The organism is Streptomyces sp. NPDC006259 (genome assembly GCF_042870975.1).
In the GTDB taxonomy this organism is placed as follows: Bacteria; Actinomycetota; Actinomycetes; order Streptomycetales; family Streptomycetaceae; genus Streptomyces.
Window position 1 is genome coordinate 146581 of record NZ_JBIAHY010000007.1, and the last position, 20192, is coordinate 166772.

Sequence of the window (20192 nt, forward strand, 5' to 3'; positions counted from 1 at the left end):
CCATGCAGCTCGGGATCAACCTCGGCTACTGGGGTGCCGGAATGGACGGGGACAACCTGGCCGTGGCGCAGGAGGCCGACCGGCTCGGGTACGCCGTCTGCTGGGCCGCGGAGGCCTACGGCTCGGACGCCGCGACCGTGCTCACCTGGGTCGCCGCCCAGACCGAGCGGATCGACGTCGGCTCGGCCATCTTCCAGATCCCGGCCCGCCAGCCGGCGATGACCGCGATGACCGCCGCCACCCTCGACTCGCTGTCGGGCGGCCGCTTCCGCCTCGGCCTCGGCGTCTCCGGCCCGCAGGTCTCCGAGGGCTGGTACGGCGTCAAGTTCGACAAGCCGCTGTCCCGTACGCGCGAGTACGTCGAGATCGTCCGCAAGGCGATGACCCGCGAGCGGCTGTCGTACGAGGGCGAGCACTGGACGCTGCCGCTGCCGGGCGGTCCGGGCAAGCCGATCAAGCTGACCGTGCACCCGGAGCGCGAGCACATCCCGCTGTACATCGCCGCCATCGGCCCGAAGAACCTGGAGCAGACCGGCGAGATCGCCGACGGCGCCCTGCTGATCTTCCCCTCCGCCGACCACATCGAGGACACCGCGATCAAGCACCTGCGCGCGGGCCGCGAGAAGGCCGGCAAGACGCTCGACGGCTTCGACATCTGCCCGACGCTGCCGCTGGCCGTCGGCGCCGACAAGGACGTCGAGCAGCTCGCGGACACCTTCCGCCCCTACACCGCGCTGTACGTCGGCGGGATGGGCAGCCGCAAGCAGAACTTCTACAACCAGCTCGCGCGGCGCATGGGCTACGAGCAGGCCGCCGACGACATCCAGGACAAGTACCTCTCCGGCGACAAGCAGGGCGCCGCGGCCGCCGTACCGCACGAGCTGATCGACCGCACCACGCTGCTGGGGTCCAAGGAGCGGATCGCCGACCGGATGAAGGCCTACGCGGCGGCCGGTGTCACCACCCTGACGCTCGCGCCCGCGGGCTTCACGCTCGACGAGCGGCTCGCCTCGCTGCGGGCGGGCGCCGAGGCGCTGGAGCTGGCCGGACTGGCGTAGCGCCGCTCGCGGCGGAGGGGGGAGGTTTTCAGCGGCCGTGGTGGGGGCTCGGGGGTCTTCCCCGCCACGGCCGTCACGGGGAACAACGCGCCGGGAGGCGCGCGGTTACGCCTCCAGCGCGAGCTTCTCGGCTCATCCGTTCGGCGGTGTCGTCCGGCACCCCTGTTGCAGTGCCTCCCGTCCCGCACTTGACTCGTCCTCTGCGGGACCTGCGGAATCCCCGGGACGCGGAGAGGTGCCTCACGATGCTTTCGGCCAAGAGTCTCTTCCAGGAGATCCTGGACAACGACGAGTCCTTCCGGCTGTTCTGTTCCATCGCCGCGAGCGGGGAGTCGCAGGGCGGCTGGGAGAACGCCCGGATCGCCGCGCTCGTCCCGCCGGACCAGCGCGACCTCGTCCCCAAGATCACCCGGCACGGCGCCGACGAGGACAAGCACGGGCGGATCTTCAACGCCCTGCTGAAGAAGCGCGGTCTCCGGCCCGTCCCCGTCCCGCCCGAGACCGACTACACGATGCTGCTGGAGCGGGGCGGCATCGGCCTGGCGCACGACAGGCTCAAGGCCGACCGGCGGCTGACCGTGCGGGACGTCGTCACGTATCTCGCGCACAGCCGGGTGACCGAGCAGCGCGCCTCCGAGCAGATGGAGCTGCTGCGCAAGCACTTCGCCGACCATCCCGATCTCGGCCGCGCGGTGCGGATGATCTCCCACGACGAGGACAACCACCTCGCCTACTGCCACGAGGAGTTGCTGCGCTTCGCGCGCGCCGGGCACGGCCGCGCCATCCAGCGGACGCTGCGCGAGGCCGCGCTCGCGGAGATCCGTGTCTACCGCGACGTCAGCCTCGCCGTGATGTCCCACATGGGCCGCATCCTCGGCTGGTCCCGGCCCAGGGCGGTGCTCCTCGGCGCCGGCATCCACGCCGTGTACGCGTGGGAGCGGCTGGCGGGCTGGCGCCGCATGGTCACCCTGAGGATGCCCGACCGCCGCGACGCCCTGGGCGGCGACCCGGCCACCACGGCCCCCGAGTACGCCTGAGCGACGGCCCACCACGCGCGCGAGGGCCTGTTCGGGCGACGGTGGCCGACACACGCGGGGACCTTGAGTCGACGCCGGCGGCTGTGGCCGAGCGCGCCGCGTGTCCGCACGGACTCCGCCCCGGTCGGGCGTGCGCGGAACCGGCGTGCGCCGCACTCGCGCCCGGACTGTGGGTCGGTCGGGTGTGCCTGGAGGTGGTGTGGGCGGCGTGTGCGCGTGGGCGGTGTCGGCCGGGTGTGCTTGGAGGTGGTGTGGGCCGCATGTGGGCGTGAGGCCCCCGCCTGCCGCTCCCGCGCGTCACCGTGTGCGCGCCGCTCCCGCAGGTGAGCCCCGAGTCCGCGGGACCCCGCGCCCCGGTCACCGCACCACACAGCACCCGCACCCCTACCCGCGCGGACCCTCGGTCACCGCACCACGCAGCGCTACCCGCGCGGACCCTCGGTCACCGCACCGCACTACACAGCACCCGTACCCGCACGGGCCCCGGTCCGCCGCACCGCACCGTCCGCACCCCGCACGCGTGAGCCCGCGCCGTTACAGCCACCCCTGCACCCCGCACGCGTAGGTGCCCGCGCCGTTACAGCCACCCGCGCCGCTTGAACGTCCGGTACAGCCCCACCTCCAGGGCGGCCATGATCACGATCACCGCGGGATACGACCACGTCCAGTGCAGTTCCGGCATGTGCTCGAAGTTCATGCCGTAGATCCCCGCGATCATGGTGGGGATAGCCGCCATGGCCGCCCACGCGGAGATCTTCCGCATGTCGTCGTTCTGCCGGACGCTCATCTGCGCCAGGTGCGCCGAGAGGATGTCCGACACGAGCCGGTCCAGGCCCTCCACGGACTCGTTCACGCGTGCGAGGTGGTCGCTCACGTCACGGAAGAAGGGCCGCGCCTTGTCGTTGACGAACGGCAGGTCCGCCCCGAAGCCGCCGGTGGCGGCCAGCCGCGACACCGGGAGCGTGAGCGGGACGGTCGCCCGGCGGAACTCCAGGATCTGCCGCTTGAAGGTGTAGATCCGGGACGCCGTGTTCCGCGAGCCACCGCCGTCCGGCGAGAACACCTCCGTTTCCAGCTCCTCCAGGTCGGTCTGCAACTCGGTCGCCACGTCCAGGTAGTGGTCGACGGTGGCGTCGGCGATCGCGTAGACCACCGCGGTCGGTCCCTTCACCAGCAGCTGCGGTTCATGCTCCAGTCGCTGCCGTACCGCCGCCAGGGGCGCGCCCTCGCCGTGCCGGACGGTCAGCACGAAGGAGTCGCCGAGGAAGACCATGACCTCGCCCGAGGACACCGTGTCGCTCTCTGGCTCGTACACCACCGGTTTCAGCACCAGGAACAGCGAGTCGTCGTACACCTCCAGCTTGGGCCGCTGGTGTGCCTTGAGGGCGTCCTCCACGGCCAGCGGGTGCAGCGCGAACTCCTGGGTGACATGGGCGAACTCCTTCTCGGAGGGCTCGTGCAGCCCGATCCAGACGAAGCCGCCCGCGGCACGCGCGTCGTCCAGCGCCTCGGAGAAGTCCTGCGGACCCTCCGTCCGGCGCCCGTCGCGATAGATGGCGCAGTCGACGATCACGTGGCGCGTTCTCCCTTCAGCCGTTCCCGTTCTCCGTTTCCCCGTGTCGCGAGGACTACCCCTACCCTGGGCCGCATGCCCACCCTGATCCTGGTCCGGCACGGTCGGTCCACCGCCAACACCTCCGCAGTGCTCGCCGGCTGGACGCCCGGCGTCGCCCTCGACGAGCGCGGCACCGCGCAGGCCGCCGCGCTGCCGGAACGCCTGCGGGGACTGCCGATCACCGAGGTCGTCGCCAGCCCCCTGCAACGCTGCCAGGAGACGATCCGGCCCCTGCTGGACGCCCACCCGGACCTGCCCGTCCACTCCGACGAGCGGATCGGGGAGGCCCACTACGGCGACTGGTCCGGACGCAAGCTCGCCGAGCTGAAGGACGACCCGCTCATGGAGGTCGTCCAGGCGCACCCCTCCGCGGCCGCCTTCCCCGGCGGCGAGTCCATGCGGGCCATGCAGACCCGCGCCGCCGAGGCGGTGCGCGAGTGGAACGCGCGCGTGGAGCGCGACCACGGTCCCGACGCCGTCTACCTCATGTGCTCGCACGGCGACATCATCAAGTCGCTCGTGGCGGACGCGCTGGGACTCCATCTCGACCTCTTCCAGCGCATCTCCGTCGAACCGTGCTCGGTGACGGTGATCCGCTACACCCGCCTGCGGCCCTACCTCGTGCGCCTCGGCGACACCGGGGACTTCGCCTCCCTCCTGCCGAGCCAGGAGCCCCCGCGGCAGGACGCCACCGTAGGGGGCGATGCGGGCGCACCGTGATCGTCGGCCGCAGTAGGGTGAAGCGGTCCACATACGCGCGTTCACGCATGGACGTTCCCTACCCACGATTCCCATGGAGACAGGACGTGTCCCGTCAGGTGTTCCTCTACGACCCCCCGGACCGTTTCGTGGCCGGTACGGTCGGACTGCCCGGGCGCCGTACCTTCTTCCTCCAGGCCACGGCCGGCTCCCGGGTGACCAGTGTGGCCCTGGAGAAGACCCAGGTCGCCGCGCTCGCCGAGCGCATGGACGAGCTGCTGGACGAGGTCGTACGCCGCAGCGGCGGAAGTGCCGCGGTGCCCGCCGTCACCCCCACCGAAGTCGCCGACTCCGACCCCCTCGACACCCCCGTCGAGGAGGAGTTCCGGGTCGGCACGATGGCCCTCGCCTGGGACGGCGAGGAGCAGCGCATGATCGTCGAGGCGCAGGCCCTCGTGGAACTCGACGCCGAGACCGACGAGGACCTCGCCGAGGCCGAGGAGCGGCTGCTCCAGGACGAGGAGAACGGGCCCCCGATGCTGCGGGTCCGGCTCACCGGCGCGCAGGCCAGGGCCTTCGCCAAGCGCGCCCTCGACGTCGTCAACGCCGGCCGGCCGCCGTGCCCGCTGTGCAGTCTGCCGCTCGACCCGGAAGGACACGTATGTCCGCGCCAGAACGGATACCGCCGCGGGGCGTGACGACCACCGGCAAGGCCGACGCCGCCCTGCTCGCGCAGGGCGAGCTGACCGTGCGCGGCCGCATCCGCGAGGCGTCCAACGCGGCCCTGTACTGCACCGTCGCGCACGAGGGCCGCGAGGCCGCCTGCGTCTACAAACCGGTGGCCGGGGAGAGGCCCCTGTGGGACTTCCCCGATGGCACCCTCGCCCAGCGCGAGGTCGCCGCGTACGAGGTCTCCGAGGCGACCGGCTGGGGGCTCGTCCCCCCGACCGTCCTGCGCGACGGGCCGTACGGCGAGGGCATGTGCCAGCTGTGGATCGAGGTGTCCCCGGAGGCCGAGCTGCTCGCCCTGGTCGACGCCGAGGAGCCGGAGCCGGGCTGGCGGGCGATCGGATTCGCCGAGGTCGGCGAGGGCCGGTCCGCGCTGCTGGTCCACGCCGACGACGAGCGGCTGCGCCGGCTCGCCGTCCTCGACGCGGTCATCAACAACGCGGACCGCAAGGGCGGCCATCTGCTGCCCACCGCCGAGGGGCGGCTCTACGGCATCGACCACGGCGTCACCTTCAACGCCGAGGACAAGCTGCGCACCCTCCTGTGGGGCTGGGCGGGCGAGCCCCTGACGGGGGAGGCCGTCGAGGTGCTGGGGGGCCTGCGGGAGGCCCTGGAGGCCGGCGGGGCGCTCGCCGCCACGCTGGCCGCGCTCATCACTCCCGCCGAGGTCGACGCCACCCGCGCGCGTGTCGGCGCGCTCCTGGAGTCCGGCAGACACCCGGAGCCGGGCGGCGACTGGCCGGCCATTCCCTGGCCGCCGGTCTAGGACCGGGTTCTGCCGTCACCTTCCCGTCGCCGCCCGGAGAGCGGGCCCGGCAGGCGGGAACGTGACGGCAGGGCCTGGCCGTGTCCCCGCCGGTTCCGTCCCACCGGTCGGTCCGGTCCCACCGGTCGGTCCGGCCCCACCGGTCGGTCCCGTCCCACCGGTCGGTCCGGCCCCACCGGTCGGTCCCGTCCCACAGGTCGGTTCAGTCACCACGTCGTCCCGTCACACCGGTCGGTTCCGTCACACCGGTCAATCCCGTCCCACCGGTCGTTCCAGTCACAGCCGTCACACCGGTCGGTCCGGTCGCACCCGTCGGGCCGCCTCCCAGCACATCGGCCGGGGCCGCGCAAGAGTGCCTTCCCGGTCATCCGGCCCGCTCCGGTTCGTATACGGGAGATGCCTCCGGTTAGGCTCATGACATGCATGCCTGGCCCGCTTCCGAGGTCCCCGCCCTGCCTGGTCAGGGCCGCGACCTGAGGATTCACGACACCGCGACCGGCGGCCTCGTCACCCTCGACCCCGGTCCCGTCGCCCGTATCTACGTCTGCGGCATCACGCCGTACGACGCGACCCACATGGGTCACGCGGCGACCTACAACGCGTTCGACCTGGTTCAGCGCGTGTGGCTCGACACCAAGCGGCAGGTGCACTACGTCCAGAACGTCACCGACGTCGACGACCCGCTCCTGGAGCGCGCGCAGCGGGACGGCCTCGACTGGGTCGCCCTGGCCGAGAAGGAGACGGCCCTCTTCCGCGAGGACATGACGGCCCTGCGCATGCTGCCGCCGCGGCACTACATAGGCGCGGTCGAGGCCATACCCGGCATCGTCCCGCTCGTCGAGCGGCTGCGGGACCTCGGCGCCGCCTACGAACTGGAGGGGGACGTCTACTTCTCCGTCGGATCGGACCCGGACTTCGGCAAGGTCGCCGGCTTGGACGCCGCCGCCATGCGGCTGCTCTCCGCGGAGCGCGGCGGGGACCCCGACCGGCCGGGCAAGAAGAACCCGCTCGACCCGATGCTGTGGATGGCGGCCCGCGAGGGCGAGCCCAGCTGGGACGGCGGCTCGCTGGGCCGGGGCCGGCCGGGCTGGCACATCGAGTGCGTCGCCATCGCCCTGGACCACCTCGGCATGGGCTTCGACGTGCAGGGCGGCGGCTCCGACCTCGCCTTCCCGCACCACGAGATGGGCGCCTCGCACGCCCAGGTGCTCACCGGCGAGTTCCCCATGGCGAAGGCGTACGTCCACGCCGGCATGGTGGGACTGGACGGCGAGAAGATGTCCAAGTCCAAGGGCAACCTCGTCTTCGTCTCTCAGCTGCGTCGCGACGGCGTCGACCCCGCGGCGATCCGGCTCAGCCTCCTCGCCCACCACTACCGGGCCGACTGGGAGTGGACCGACCAGGTGCTCCAGGACGCCCTGGACCGGCTCGGACGCTGGCGCGCGGCCGTCTCCCGGCCCGACGGGCCGCCGGCCGAGGCCCTCGTGGAGGAGATCCGCGCGGCCCTGACGAACGACCTGGACTCCCCGGCCGCGCTGGCCGCCGTCGACCGCTGGGCCGCGCTCCAGCAGGAGCGGGGCGGCACGGACATCGGGGCGCCCGGTGTGGTGTCGCGGGCGGTGGACGCGCTGCTGGGCGTGGCGCTGTAGCAGGCCGGAGCCGTACGACCGGGGCGCCCCTCCTCACGGGGGGCGCCCCGATCGTCTGTGCGGCTCCGGGAAGCCTCCGTCGCGCGCATGAGGTGTGGGCGTTCGTCACCGTCGCGCCGGTCCACCCCACAACAGGACGCGCACGGGACACCGGCGGACCGTTCCCTCGCCCGTCGCGGACTCCGCACCGCGACCGCCGCGCTCTCCGGCGCCGCGCTGAGCGGTACCGGCGGCGCGGCGGGCCGCCGGCACCCGCGGGACGACCTGGCCGGACCGGTTCCCGCTGCGGGATTCCTCGCTCAGTCCGCCGACGGATCGTCGTCGTCGGCGCTCTCCCCGCTCGGCTTGGGCGGTTTCGGGGGCCGCGTCCGCTCGCCGGGACCGGGCGGTCCGCCGCCGTCCCGGCGCCGCAGATACCGCTCGAACTCGCGGGCGATCGCCTCGCCCGAGGCCTCCGGCAGCTCGGCGGTGTCGCGGGCCTCCTCCAGCGTCTGGACGTACTCCGCGACCTCGCTGTCCTCGGCGGCCAGCTGGTCCACGCCCACCTGCCAGGCGCGCGCGTCCTCGACCAGCTCGCCCAGCGGGATGCGCACGTCGATCAGGTCCTCCAGCCGGTTGAGGAGGGCCAGCGTCGCCTTGGGGTTCGGCGGCTGCGACACGTAGTGCGGTACGGCCGCCCAGAGGCTGACCGCCGGCACGCCCGCGTGCGTGCACGCCTCCTGGAGGACGCCGACGATGCCTGTGGGGCCCTCGTACTTGGTCTCCTCCAGGTCCATGCGCCGGGCCAGGTCGGCGTCGGACGTGGTCCCGCTGATCGGCACCGGACGGGTGTGCGGCGTGTCGCCCAGCAGGGCGCCCAGGACGACCACCAGCTCGACGCCCAGCTCGTGCGCGAAGCCGAGCAGCTCGTTGCAGAACGAGCGCCAGCGCATGGACGGTTCGATGCCGCGCACGAGCACGAGGTCGCGCGGCTTCTCGCCGCCGACGCGGACCACCGACAACCTCGTGGTCGGCCACGTGATCTTGCGCACTCCGGCGTCCAGCCACACCGTGGGCCGGTTCACCTGGAAGTCGTAGTAGTCCTCGGCGTCCAGCGCCGCGAACACCTCGCCCTTCCACTCCCGCTCCAGATGCGCGACCGCGGTGGAGGCGGCGTCGCCGGCATCGTTCCAGCCCTCGAACGCGGCCACCATGACCGGGTCGATCAGCTCGGGAACTCCCTCGAGCTCGATCACCCAGCGCCTCCTTCCGACGTGCCCTCGCCTGACCACCCAACCTTACGGCGTCGGGCGGGGGCGCCCGCAGCCCCCTTGCGCGGGCCGCCGAACGGATCACTGCCCCGTTCACCACCCCCGGACACCCTTCGCCACAAGCCGCCCAACGGCTCGGCCGCGGCCGGCGGTCCGCGCTCATGACGCCAACCGTCACCCACGGCCCCGCCGTCTCGGCCTCCGCTTCCGCCTTCGCCTCCGTCTCCGCGTCCCGGTGGCGCGGCGCCGAAAGGATTGCCCGACTGGGCGTCGAGTGGGCCCGGTTGCCACCCGCCGACCGGTGGGCCGGGCCGCCGCCTCCGCCGCGGCGGCATCCGGGATCGCGGCGCACGACAGCGAACTCCGGGACCGGTCGGCGCGGTGGGGCCGACGCGGAAGCAACGCCGGTGACTCAGGGGGAGGTTGGGATCGCGATTGGTCGCTCAGGTGCCGTCCACGCATGTCCAGCATGTGGAAGGACCGACGGAGGGCGCGCCCCATGGCACAGAGGTCAGGGGACAGGCCGGCTCGGTGGCGGCTGGAGCCGCCGCGGGTCCCGAGGCGCCGCCCGCGGCGGCCTCGCCACCGAGCCGTTCTTCCAGCTCATGTACGGTGTCGAACACCAGAGGAACACCAGGAGTGCCCGCTATGTCCCAGGAACTGCGCGCCGTCGAGTGGACCGGAACCGGTCTCGCGCTGATCGACCAGACCGTTCTCCCGCACCGCGCCGAGACGGTGGACGTCCGCGATGTGGACACTCTCGTGGACGCGATCCGGCGACTGGTCGTACGCGGTGCCCCGGCCATCGGGGCGGCCGGGGCCTACGGCGTCGCGATCGCGCTGCTCCAGGGCGAACGGGAGGGCTGGACGCCGGAAGAGGTGCGCGCGGCCGTCGCCCGCGTCCGCGCGGCCCGACCGACCGCCGTCAACCTCATGGTGGGCGTGGACCGGGTCATGACCCGCTTCGACGAGGGCCTCGACGCGGTGCTGGCGGAGGCCGCCGCCGTCCAGCGCGAGGACGTCGAGGCCAACCGGGCGATGGGCGCCTTCGGCGCGGACTGGCTGCTCGAACGGGTCGGCGGGGACCGGTCGTTGAGGATCCTCACGCACTGCAACACCGGAGCCCTGGCGACGGCCGGCTGGGGCACCGCCCTCGGCGTCATCCGCGAACTCCACGCCCGGGACCGGCTGGAGGTCGTCCACGTCGACGAGACCCGCCCGCTGCTCCAGGGAGCCCGGCTGACCGCCTGGGAGCTGGTCCAGGAGGGCATCGCGCACTACGTCCAGGCGGACGGGGCGGCCGCGGGCACCATCCTGCGCGGACAGGTCGACGCGGCGGTCGTCGGCGCCGACCGCATCGCCGCCAACGGCGACACCGCCAACAAGGTCGGCACCGTCGGCGTGGCCCTCGCCTGCGCGGACGCGGGGATCCCGTTCCTGGTGGCGGCGCCCACCACCACGGTCGACCTCGCCACACCGACGGGCGACGGCATCCACATCGAACTGCGCGACGAGGCCGAGGTGCTGGAGTGGTCCGGCATCCGCACGGCCCCGGCCGCCTCGCGCGGGCACAACCCGGCGTTCGACGTCACTCCGGGCCGGCTGGTGACGGGTCTGGTCACCGAGCGCGGCGTACTGGAGGTCTCGGCCGGGCAACTGCCGGGGGAGCACCTGCGCTAGCGCACGCGCGCGCCCAGCCCCGCGGGGAGCACCTGCGCCGGCGCGCCCAGTCGGAGGGAGCCGGCGGCCGGGCGGCGGCCCCCTCCGGGTTCTCGCGCGCGTCGGTTCAGCGGCGCGTCAGTTCCAGTTCCAGGAGCCACTCCACCACTTCGGTGTGGTGACGGGCCTGCCGCGGGGTGTCGCCCCACACGTAGAGGCCGTGGCCGGCCACGACCACCGCGGGCATCCGGGGGTCGCGGGCCGCCTCCAGCCGGTCGCCCAGGACCTTCATGTCCTGGCTGTTGGCGATGACCGGCAGCGTCACCTCGACGTCGTGGGCGGGCTGGCCGACACCCTTGAGCATCTCGACGTCCCTGAAGGCGATCCCGCCCGGATGCCGGTGGCCCATCGCCACGGACGCCACCGTGTGCACGTGCACCACGGCGCCCGCGCCGGTCAGCGCGGCCACGCGCGCGTGCAGCTCGGCCTCCGCCGACGGCCTGCCGCCGTGCACGGCCGCGCCCCGACCGTCCACCAGCACCACGTCGGCGGGCGTCAGTTCGCCCTTGTCGTGGCCGCTGGCGGTCACCGCGAGGCGCAGCGGATCGCGGGTGAGCACCACCGACAGATTGCCGGACGTGCCGCGCATCCAGCCGAAGGAGGCGAAGCGGGCGGACTCGGCGGCGAGGACGGCCCCGGCCTCCTCCAGGTCCGGTGCGGTGATCTCGGCGGTCATACGGTGCTCCCGGTGGTGCTGACGGTGATCTCGTCGAACGTCCCCGCCTGCGCGTGGTCGCCGACGCCCTGCGCGAAGTACGGCTCCCCGGGCCGCCGGATCCCGACCGCGTGCCAGCCCGCGGCACGGGCCGCGTCCAGCTCGCCCGGCCGGTCGGAGAGGAACAGGAGCCGGTCCGGGGCTGCCCCGGCCGCCTCCGCGATCCGGCGGTAGGACGCCGGTTCCTGCTTGGGGCCCGCGTTCTCGGTGTCGAACAGACCCGACACGAGCGGCATCAGATCGCCCCGCGGGCTGTGCGTGAACCAGGCCCGCTGCGCCGACACCGATCCGGACGAGTAGACGTACAGCGCGCTGCCCGCCGCGTGCCACGCCCGCAGCGCCGGTACGACGTCGTCGTAGAAGTGCGAGACGAGGTCGCCGCGCGCGAAGCCCTCGGACCAGAGGATGCCCTGGAGCGTCTTCAACGGGGTCGCCTTGCGGTCCTCGTCGAGCCAGGTGTTCAGCGTCCGCTCGATCGCCGCCGCGTCGGCGTCCGGCTCGCCCGACGCCTGGCGGACCTGGGCGATCGCGCGCGCCACCGCCGGCTCGTCGGCGCGCCCGGTGAGCAGTTCGGCGAACCGGGCCCGCGAGTACGGGTAGAGCACGTCCACGACGAAGCCCGTGGCGCTCGTGGTGCCCTCGATGTCGAGCACCACGGCGTCCACGTCGAAACGCAGCGCGTCCCGCACGGTCACGCGGCTGCCCCGTCCGCCGCGTGGCCGGCCGCGATCGTGTCGTAGTCGGGGAAGCGGGAGGCGATGGTGGAGCCGGTGAAGCTGCCGATCCAGCCGTCCTCCTCGTGGAAGAAGCGGATCGCGGTGAACGACGGGTTGGTGCCCATGTCGAACCAGTGGGTGGTGCCGCGCGGCACGCCCAGCAGATCGCCCTTCTCGCAGAGGACCGCGTGCACCTCGCCGTGCACATGGAGATAGAAGATGCCCGAGCCGGAGACGAAGAAGCGGACCTCGTCGTCGTCGTCGTGCGTGTGCTCCTGGAGGAACTTCTCGCGGGCGGCCTTCGCCTTGGCGGGGAACTCCGGGTCGTCGCTGGGGTGCAGGCCCAGTACGTCGACGGTGGTGAAGCCCTCCTCGGCGTTGAGCCTGTCGATCTCCGGGCCGTACGCGGCGAACACCGTCTCGCCGTCGGCGTCGGACGGGACGTCCTCGCGGACCGGCCACTGTTCGTAGCGCACGCCCAGCGGCTTGAGCGCCGCGGCGATCTCGGCGGGGTCGGAAGTGCGGCGGACCAGGGTCTCCGGGCCGGACTCGGACCAGGTCGTCAACAGCGTCATGGGTCAACTCCAGGAGTCTGGAAGCGGAGTGGGGGAGGGCGGCGGTGGAGGAACGTCACTCGACCGCGACACGCCGGGGCAGGTGTCGGTTCCGTGATGGTAGCTCCCGATGCCGCCCGCACCGACTGTGACATTGTCGTTGTCTCGTATGGCGAGATTTGATGTCCATTCCTTTGACGAGTGGCTGAAAACGTTCACATGATCTGCGTATGAAGACGCTGCTGCTCGTGCGGCGGCTGTACGTGGACCTGCTCCGGTCGACCACGGCCAGCTGTCGCTGACGCTCCCGGAGCTTTGACGCCCCCGTGCCCTCAGGGGGCGTTCCCGCCGCCCGCGCGGTGGCCCCTCTTCCGTTTTTCGGCTCCGGGCCCGCGCGACCCCGCCGTCCTCCCGTCCTCCGCGTCACCCCGTACCTGGAGCCCCTCATGTCCCGTGCCCGTCTGCCTCTCGCCGCGCTCTCGCTGGCCTCCCTCTCCGCCCTGGTGCTGTCCGGCTGCTCGCAGTCCACGGACGCCTCGAAGGACACCGGCACGGCCGCCGCCCCGGCCGCGGCGGCCACCGGGAAGAAGCCCGCCCCCTTCGGCGCGGGCGCGGTCAAGGTGGCCCTGGTCCGGCAGAGCGGCGCCGGCGACTACTTCGAGCAGTGGGGCAACGGCGCCAAGGCCCAGGCCAAGGCCCTCGGCATCGACCTGACGGTGTACGACGCCCAGGCCGACAACGCCAAGCAGGCCACCGACCTGTCCTCCGCCATCAACTCCGGCGCGAAGGCGATCATCATCGACCACGGCTTCCCGGCGACCATCCAGCCGGAGATCGACAAGGCCGTCAAGAAGGGCGTCAAGGTCGTCGTCTACGACGTCGAGACGGCCACCGAGGGCGTCGTCTCCACCAAGCAGGACGACGCGAGCATGGCCAAGGCCGTCCTCGACGTGATGGCCGAGAACCTCGGCAAGGACGCCAAGGTCGGTTACGTCAACGTCGCCGGATACGCCGCCCTCGACAAGCGGGACTCGGTGTGGAGGACGGCGGTCGGCGCCAACGCCTGGAAGCAGGAGTTCAAGGTCGGCAAGGTCACCGACTCCACGGCCACCGACAACGTCCCCCTGGTCTCCGCCGCCCTCACCCAGCACTCGGACGTGGCCGGCGTCTTCGCGCCCTACGACGAACTCGCCAAGGGCACCGTCCTCGCCGTGCAGAACAAGAAGCTCCAGGACAAGGTGAAGGTCTTCGGCGCGGACGTCTCCAACGCCGACATCCAGCAGATGACCGCCGCGGGCAGCCCGTGGGTCGCCACGGCGGGCACCGACCCGTCCGCGGTCGGCGCCGCCGTGGTCCGCACCACCGCGCTGGAGCTGGCCGGCGAACTCGGCAAGACCTCCGTGGAGTTCCCGGCCGTCGCCATCACCCAGGACTTCCTGCGCGAGAAGAAGATCGCGAACATGGACCAGCTGCGCGAGGCGCTGCCCGCGCTGAACCTGTCCCAGGTCTCCACCGCGGACTGGATCTCGAATGTCGCCCACTGACGTCGGCCGTGAGGAGGCGGCTGTCGGCCTGCGGGACGTCGGCATGGCCTTCGGCGGCCGGACGGTGCTCGCCTCCGTCTCCCTCGACATCGCCCCGGGCAGCGTGGTCGCGCTGCTCGGCGCGAACGGCGCGGGCAAGTCCACGCTGATCAAGATCCTCTCGGGTGTCCACAAGGACCACGGCGGACAAGTGCGGGTGGCCGGCCGGCCGGTCTCCCTCAACTCGCCACTGGCCGCCCGCCAGTTGGGCATCCAGACGGTGCACCAGCGCATCGGCGAGGGCATCGTGCCCGGACTCACCGTCGCCGAGAACCTCGTCTTCGAGGAACTGGCGCTGAAACGCGGTAACCCGTTCCTCGACGGACGCGCCACGCTCGCCCGCGCCCGTGAGATCCAGGCCGCCCTCGGACTGGACTGGAGCGACGCCGTCCTGAAGCAGGACGTCACCGAACTCGGCATCTCCGACCGGCAGTTGCTCATCCTGGCCCGCGCCCTCGCGACCCGCCCCCGGCTGCTGATCCTCGACGAACCGACCTCCGCCCTGTCCGCCGCCGAGGCGGAGCGGCTGTTCGCGCTGGTGGGAAGGATGCGCGAGGACGGCATCGCCGTGCTGTACGTCTCCCACCGGCTCGGCGAGATCGACGCGCTCGCCGACCGGCTCGTCGTCCTGCGGGACGGACGGCTCACCGAGGACCAGGCCCGGCCCTTCGACTGGGACACGGCCCTGCGGGCGATGCTGGCCCAGACCCACGAGACGACGACCGCCCGGCCCGTCCGGGAAGGCGCCGAGGGAGACATCGCCCTCTCCCTGCGCGGGGTGCGCCTCTTCGCGGGCCGCAAGCCGCTCGACCTCGACGTGCGCGCCGGCGAGGTCACCGGCGTCGTCGGCCTGTTGGGCGCGGGCAAGACCGAGCTGGCCCGAGGCCTGTTCGGCGCCGAGCCCTTCACCACCGGGGCGGTCGAACTGGACGGCAGGCCCTACGCGCCGCGCCGCCCCTCCGACGCCATCCGGGCCCGCGTCCACCTGGTCCCCGAGGACCGGCACGCCGACGCCCTCGTGCCCGGCTGGTCGGTCGCGCAGAACATCTCGCTGCCGTTCCTGAGGTCGCTGTCCAGGGGCGGCCTGCTGAACCGCTCGCGCGAGGACGCCCTGGGCCGCGACACCATCGACGCCCTCGGCGTCGTCACCCGCGACGAGCACAGCACGGTGGAGCAGCTCTCGGGCGGCAACCAGCAGAAGGTCGTCGTCGGCCGCTGGCTCGCCGAAACCCCGCGCGTCCTCATCCTGGACGAACCGTTCCGAGGCGTGGACATCGGCGCCCGCCGCGACATCGGCCGCCGCGCCCGCGCCCTGGCCGCCGAGGGCTCGGCCGTGCTCGTCCTGTCCGCCGACGTCGACGAGGTCCTGGAGATCGCCGACCGGGTCGTCGTGCTCGCGGCCGGTGAGGTCCACCTCGACGCGTACGGCGAGGACGCGGAACGCGACCGTGTCATCCGGACCATCGCCGTCTCCGTCTGAGCCCCCCCGCGACACCGGCCGCCGAAGGAAGCAGCACCACATGACCACCACACACAGCACCGAGGTCCCCACCAAGGCGGCGCTCCCGCCCGCGACCTCCACCGCCGTGCGCGTCCAGAACGCCGTCATCAAATACGGCTTCATCCTCGTCACGGTCGTCCTCTTCCTGTACTTCGCGCTGAGCGAAGGCTCCTTCCGCGAGTCGGCGACCCTCCTCGACACCCTGCGCTACGTCTCCGTCGCCGCGATCCTCGGCCTCGGCGTCACCCTCACCATGGCCGTCGGCGGGATGGACATGTCGGTCGGCGCGGTGGCCGGCCTCGGTGTCTCGGTCGCCGCCCAGACGATGGTGGTCCACAACCAGGTCGGCACGGTCGCGATCCTCGCGGTCCTCGCGGCGGGCGCCCTGGCGGGTCTGCTCAACGCGCTGCTGATCGTCGTACTGAAGATCCCCGACATGCTGGCCACCCTCGGCACCATGTTCGTCATCCAGGGCGGCAAGCTCATCCTGGTCGACGGCCAGTCGATCACCCCCGGCATGACGATGTCCGACGGGTCCACCGCGCCCGGCCGGTTCACCGACGGCTTCCTGCGCATCGACCGGGGCACGGTCCTCGGCGTCCCCGTCTCCGTGCTGATCTTCGGCGGGCTGACGGTCCTCGCCTGGGTCTTCCTCGCCCGCACCCGCTGGGGCCGGATCCTCTACGCCATCGGCGCCAACCCGGAGGCCTCCCGCCTGGCAGGCATCCGCGTCGGCGCGTACCGGGCGCTGGCGTACGTCATCTCCGGCGTCCTCGCCTCCGTCGGCGGCCTCATCCTGGCGTCCCGCATCGGCCAGGGCGACGTGTCGGCCGGGACCTCGCAGCTGCTGGAGGCGGTGGCGGTGGCCCTGGTCGGCACCTCCGTCCTCGGCAGGGGCCGCCCCAACGTCTGGGGCACGGCCCTGGGCGCGGTGCTCATCGGCATCATCACCACCGGCCTGACCATCAAGGGCCTGCCCTACTACACGCAGGACGTCGTCGAGGGCGCGGTGCTGATCCTCGCACTCGTCTTCAGCTTCACCCTGTCCAAGCGCCGCACGTCCTGAGGAGACCGACGATGGGCTACTGCATCCTGGAGACCGACGACATCCCCGGCTACCTGCGCGAGCGGGGCCACTGGGACGGCGTGGACGACATCCACGTGCGCGAGGTGTCGGACGGCAACATGAACCGCGTCTTCCTCGCCCGCAGCACCGACGGCACCCGTCGTCTCGCCGTCAAGCAGGCCCTGCCCTGGGTCCGCGTCGCCGGCCCGTCCTGGCCGATGAGCCCCGACCGCGCGGACGCCGAGGCCCGCGCCTACGAGCAGGTCGCCAGGGTCGCCCCCGACAAGATCCCGGCGATCCTCGGCTACGACCCCGAGAACCACGCCCTCGTCATGGAGGACATGTCCGACCTGGAGGTCCTGCGCACCCTCCTCAACGAGGGCGCGTCCTACGGCCCGCACACCTCGGCCCGGATCGGCGAACTGGTCGCCCAGCTGTCCTTCGCCACCAGCGACTTCGGCATGCCCTCCGCCGACCGCAAGGCGCTGATCGCCGCCTCCGTCAGCCCGGAGCTGTGCAAGATCACCGAGGACGTGGTCCTCTCCGAGCCGTACGTCACGCACGAGCACAACCACTGGCACCCGCACCTCGACGACCTGGCGGGGGAGTTCCGCGCGGACCCGGCGCTGCGCACCGAGGTCGCCGACCTGCGGCACACCTTCATGACGAGTGCCCAGGCCCTGCTCCACGGCGACCTGCACACCGGCAGCGTCATGGTCGGCACCCGCGAAGGCGCCCCGGTGGTCCGGGTCTTCGACCCGGAGTTCTCCTTCGTCGGCCCGATCGGCTACGACCTCGGCCTGTACTGGGCCAACGCGCTGGTGTCGGAGGAACGCGCCCGAGCGCTGGGCACCCTCTCCGACCACGGGGACCAACTCGGCCTGTCCTGGGACGGTTTCGCGACCGGGTTCCGCGCCCTGTGGCCGACCCGCGTCGACACCTTCTTCGACGACGCCTACCTCGACCGCTTCCTGCGCCGCGTCTGGACGGACGCGGTGGGCTACGCCGGCACGGAGATCGTCCGCCGCGTCATCGGCTTCGCCCACCTGACCGATCTGACCACCCTCCCGGACCCGGTACCGGCCTCCCGGCGAGCCCTGCTCCTGGGCCGCGAACTGATCCTGCGGCGGGAGGAGCTGACGGACGTCGAGGCGGTACGGGCGGTCGTCGAGCAGGCCGGCTGACCCGCAGGGCGCCCGCTCACTCGGTGTCGAACCACTCGTCGCCCCGCGACCAGTGCCGCACCCAGCCGGCGAATCCGGAGCCGGCGGTCGTGGAGCCGTACGCGGCGCCGTACGGAAGGGCGCCCTCGCCGGTGACGAGCCAGAGGCGACCCCGGCACGGACCCGTGACGACCAGATGCCAGTCCATGCCGCAGCCGTCGGTGCCCAGCACCAGGGAACCGTGGTGGGCGACCTGCCCGATGACGGCCTCCGGGTCGTCGTACGCTCCCTCGTCCTCCTCCCACAGCCATGCCCGGGTGAGCGGGAAGGGCAGGGCCGGCCGCTGGTTCCTGGCCGCTTCGGCCAGCCTCACCAGCCCGTGGAGCGGCGGTCCGTGGAGCGAGCCGTCCGACATCTCCGCCACGAACGTCCGGTACGGCTCCGGCAGCACCACCGCGTGCTCCGCCTCGAAGGCGCGTACCGCCTCCCAGCCGAGAGCCGCGTCACCGCCGCCGTCCACGGCGAAGGCCTCCCGCAGGGCCGCCAACTCGGCGGGGTCCGCCTGCTCGATGTCCATACGCCCAGGAAAGCACCCGGCACCGACAACGGACCGGCACCGGCACCGGCAGCGGTCCGGACAACGGTCCGGCACCGGTGCCGGCGGCGGGTCCGCGAGGTGTGAGCCCGCGAGCCGGGCACGCCGGAGGGACGGCCCCTCCCCGAGGAGCCGTCCCTCCGGCGTCGTACCGCCTACTTCTTGTCGAGCAGGTCCTGCACCTTGGCGCGGACCTCGTCCGTGGCCAGGCCGCGGATCGTCAGGGTCGTGCGGCGGCGCAGCACGTCGTCCTGCGTCTGGGCCCACTCGTTGTCGCGGGCGTACACCACCTGCGCCCAGATCTCCGGGGCGTCGGGGTGGACCCGCTCGCCCAGCTCCGGGTTCTCGTTGGCCAGGCGGGCGATGTCGAAGGCCAGCGAACCGTAGTGCGTCGCCAGGTGCCTGGCGGTGTCGGCCGCCATCCGCGGACCCGGCGCCGGGTGGTCGACGAGCAGCCGGTGGGCGACCGCGCGCGGGTTGGCGACACCCGGCAGCGGCAGCTTCTTCGGCAGCGAGGAGATCGGCTCGAAGTCGTCGCCGAGCGGGTGGCCCGGCAGCGCCTCCAGCTTCTGCATGACGGTCCGCCCGATGTGCCGGAACGTCGTCCACTTGCCGCCCGCGACCGACAGCATCCCGCCCTTGCCCTCGGTCACCACCGTCTCCCGCTTGGCCTTCGCCGTGTCGCCGGGACCACCCGGCAGCACCCGCAGACCGGCGAACGCGTACGTGATCAGGTCACGGTCGAGCTGCTGGTCGCGGATGGAGAACGCGGCCTCGTCGAGTATCTGGGCGGTGTCCTTCTCGGTGACCGCGACATCGGCCGGATCGCCCTCGTAGACCTCGTCGGTGGTGCCGAGCAGCAGCATGTCCTCCCAGGGGAGGGCGAAGGTGATCCGGTACTTGTCGATCGGGGTCGCCAGCGCGGCCTTCCACGGGGACGTCCGCTTCAGGACCAGATGCGCGCCCTTCGACAACCGGATCGACGGCGCGGCCTGGGGGTCCTCCATCCGGCGCAGGTGGTCCACCCACGGTCCGGTCGCGTTGAGCACGAGCCGGGCGTTGACGCCGAACTCGTCGCCGGAGAGACGGTCGCGCAGCTCGGCGCCCGTCACCCGGCCCTTGGTGAAGCGCAGTCCGGTCACCTCGGCGTGGTTGAGCACCACCGCGCCCGCCTCGACGGCCGCGCGGACCGTCATCAGCGCCATCCGGGCGTCGTTCATCTGGTCGTCGCCGTACACGGCCACGGCCTTGAGGTTCTCGGTGCGCAGCTCGGGCACGTCCCGCTGGGCCTTGCCCGGCGACAGCAGGTGGCCCACGCCGTCGCCGAACGCGGACAGCGCGGAGTAGGCGAAGACGCCCGCCCCGAGCTTCGCCGCGCCGTGCGGCCCGCCCTTGTACACGGGGAGGTAGAAGGTCAGCGGGTTCGCCAGGTGGGGGGCCACCTGGCGGGAGACCGCACGGCGCTCGAAGTGGTTCTCCGCCACCAGCTTCACCGCGCCGGTCTGCAGGTAGCGCAGACCGCCGTGGAGCAGCTTGGAGGAGGCGGAGGAGGTGGCGCCGGCGAAGTCGCCGGCGTCGACCACTGCCACCCTGAGACCGGACTGCGCGGCGTGCCAGGCGGTGGAGATGCCCAGGATGCCGCCGCCGATCACGAGGAGGTCGTACGACGCCTTGGCGAGCTGCTCCCGGGTCTCGGCACGGCTCGGGTTCGAGCCGAAGGCCGGGCGCGTACCCAGGGCAGGCACGGACTTCAGGGTGGACTCAGTGGTCATTGCGG

General features: G+C 72.6%; 18 protein-coding genes. 11 read left to right on the forward strand and 7 right to left on the reverse strand.

Annotation, left to right across the window (positions count from 1 at the left end):
- Positions 1-2 precede the first annotated feature (2 nt).
- Positions 3-1058 carry an LLM class F420-dependent oxidoreductase gene (locus ACFYO5_RS28395; RefSeq protein WP_388713988.1) on the forward strand — a complete coding sequence of 352 codons (1056 nt, stop codon included), beginning with the start codon at positions 3-5 and terminating at the stop codon, positions 1056-1058.
- Positions 1059-1303: 245 nt separating this feature from the next.
- Positions 1304-2095, forward strand: a complete 792-nt coding sequence (locus tag ACFYO5_RS28400; RefSeq protein WP_388713991.1) for a ferritin-like domain-containing protein — start codon at positions 1304-1306, stop codon at positions 2093-2095.
- A 577-nt stretch (positions 2096-2672) separates the two neighbouring features.
- Here ACFYO5_RS28400 and corA read toward each other — a convergent pair.
- Entirely contained in the window at positions 2673-3668 is a 996-nt protein-coding gene (gene corA / locus ACFYO5_RS28405) for a magnesium/cobalt transporter CorA (RefSeq protein ID WP_388713994.1), read from the reverse strand.
- Positions 3669-3743: 75 nt separating this feature from the next.
- Between corA and ACFYO5_RS28410 the strand changes: the two genes are divergently transcribed.
- From ACFYO5_RS28410 to mshC, 4 genes are all read left to right on the forward strand, one after another.
- Complete coding sequence (locus ACFYO5_RS28410; protein WP_356563402.1) at positions 3744-4430, forward strand: histidine phosphatase family protein; 687 nt, start codon at positions 3744-3746, stop codon at positions 4428-4430.
- A gap of 86 nt (positions 4431-4516) precedes the next feature.
- A complete protein-coding gene (locus ACFYO5_RS28415; protein ID WP_356563400.1) occupies positions 4517-5107 on the forward strand; it encodes a DUF3090 domain-containing protein in 591 nt (196 codons plus the stop codon).
- Positions 5071-5904 carry an SCO1664 family protein gene (locus tag ACFYO5_RS28420; RefSeq protein WP_388713999.1) on the forward strand — a complete coding sequence of 278 codons (834 nt, stop codon included), beginning with the start codon at positions 5071-5073 and terminating at the stop codon, positions 5902-5904. Before ACFYO5_RS28415 ends, ACFYO5_RS28420 begins: the two co-directional genes overlap by 37 nt.
- A 419-nt stretch (positions 5905-6323) precedes the next feature.
- Positions 6324-7553, forward strand: coding sequence for a cysteine--1-D-myo-inosityl 2-amino-2-deoxy-alpha-D-glucopyranoside ligase (gene mshC / locus ACFYO5_RS28425; protein ID WP_356563397.1), 1230 nt, complete (start codon positions 6324-6326; stop codon positions 7551-7553).
- A gap of 299 nt (positions 7554-7852) precedes the next feature.
- On the opposite strand, the gene ACFYO5_RS28430 is transcribed toward mshC, so the two are convergent.
- Positions 7853-8788: a PAC2 family protein gene (locus ACFYO5_RS28430; protein WP_388714003.1), complete on the reverse strand. Its 936-nt coding sequence runs from the start codon at positions 8786-8788 to the stop codon at positions 7853-7855.
- Between the two features lie 663 nt (positions 8789-9451).
- On the opposite strand from ACFYO5_RS28430, the gene mtnA reads away from it, so the two are divergent.
- A complete protein-coding gene (gene mtnA, locus ACFYO5_RS28435; RefSeq protein ID WP_388714006.1) occupies positions 9452-10483 on the forward strand; it encodes an S-methyl-5-thioribose-1-phosphate isomerase in 1032 nt (343 codons plus the stop codon).
- A 106-nt stretch (positions 10484-10589) separates the two neighbouring features.
- Here the strand turns inward: mtnA and mtnB are convergent, their stop codons facing one another.
- Genes mtnB through ACFYO5_RS28450 form a run of 3 tightly spaced genes read right to left on the reverse strand, consistent with a single transcriptional unit; the run spans position 10590 to position 12528 of the window.
- Positions 10590-11198, reverse strand: coding sequence for a methylthioribulose 1-phosphate dehydratase (gene mtnB, locus ACFYO5_RS28440; protein WP_388714009.1), 609 nt, complete (start codon positions 11196-11198; stop codon positions 10590-10592).
- Complete coding sequence (gene mtnC, locus ACFYO5_RS28445; RefSeq protein ID WP_388714012.1) at positions 11195-11932, reverse strand: acireductone synthase; 738 nt, start codon at positions 11930-11932, stop codon at positions 11195-11197. The genes mtnB and mtnC overlap by 4 nt, the downstream gene beginning before the upstream one ends.
- Entirely contained in the window at positions 11929-12528 is a 600-nt protein-coding gene (locus tag ACFYO5_RS28450; protein ID WP_388714015.1) for an acireductone dioxygenase, read from the reverse strand. Before ACFYO5_RS28450 ends, mtnC begins: the two co-directional genes overlap by 4 nt.
- Positions 12529-12953: 425 nt before the next feature.
- On the opposite strand from ACFYO5_RS28450, the gene ACFYO5_RS28455 reads away from it, so the two are divergent.
- The 4 genes from ACFYO5_RS28455 to mtnK are packed head-to-tail and all read left to right on the forward strand — an operon-like array spanning position 12954 to position 17841.
- Positions 12954-14051 (forward strand): substrate-binding domain-containing protein, encoded by a 1098-nt coding sequence (locus tag ACFYO5_RS28455; protein ID WP_388714018.1) that lies wholly within the window; start codon positions 12954-12956, stop codon positions 14049-14051.
- On the forward strand, positions 14038-15570 hold the full coding sequence (locus tag ACFYO5_RS28460; protein ID WP_356563386.1) for a sugar ABC transporter ATP-binding protein: 1533 nt from the start codon (positions 14038-14040) through the stop codon (positions 15568-15570). The genes ACFYO5_RS28455 and ACFYO5_RS28460 overlap by 14 nt, the downstream gene beginning before the upstream one ends.
- Positions 15571-15610: 40 nt before the next feature.
- Complete coding sequence (locus ACFYO5_RS28465) at positions 15611-16657, forward strand: ABC transporter permease (RefSeq protein ID WP_388714021.1); 1047 nt, start codon at positions 15611-15613, stop codon at positions 16655-16657.
- Positions 16658-16668: 11 nt separating this feature from the next.
- Positions 16669-17841: an S-methyl-5-thioribose kinase gene (gene mtnK, locus ACFYO5_RS28470; protein ID WP_388714024.1), complete on the forward strand. Its 1173-nt coding sequence runs from the start codon at positions 16669-16671 to the stop codon at positions 17839-17841.
- A gap of 16 nt (positions 17842-17857) precedes the next feature.
- On the opposite strand, the gene ACFYO5_RS28475 is transcribed toward mtnK, so the two are convergent.
- The gene (locus ACFYO5_RS28475; RefSeq protein WP_388714026.1) at positions 17858-18397 is read right to left on the reverse strand and encodes an SMI1/KNR4 family protein; all 540 of its coding nucleotides are present in this window, start codon (positions 18395-18397) and stop codon (positions 17858-17860) included.
- Between the two features lie 173 nt (positions 18398-18570).
- Positions 18571-20187, reverse strand: a complete 1617-nt coding sequence (locus ACFYO5_RS28480; RefSeq protein ID WP_356563379.1) for a glycerol-3-phosphate dehydrogenase/oxidase — start codon at positions 20185-20187, stop codon at positions 18571-18573.
- Positions 20188-20192: the final 5 nt, after the last annotated feature.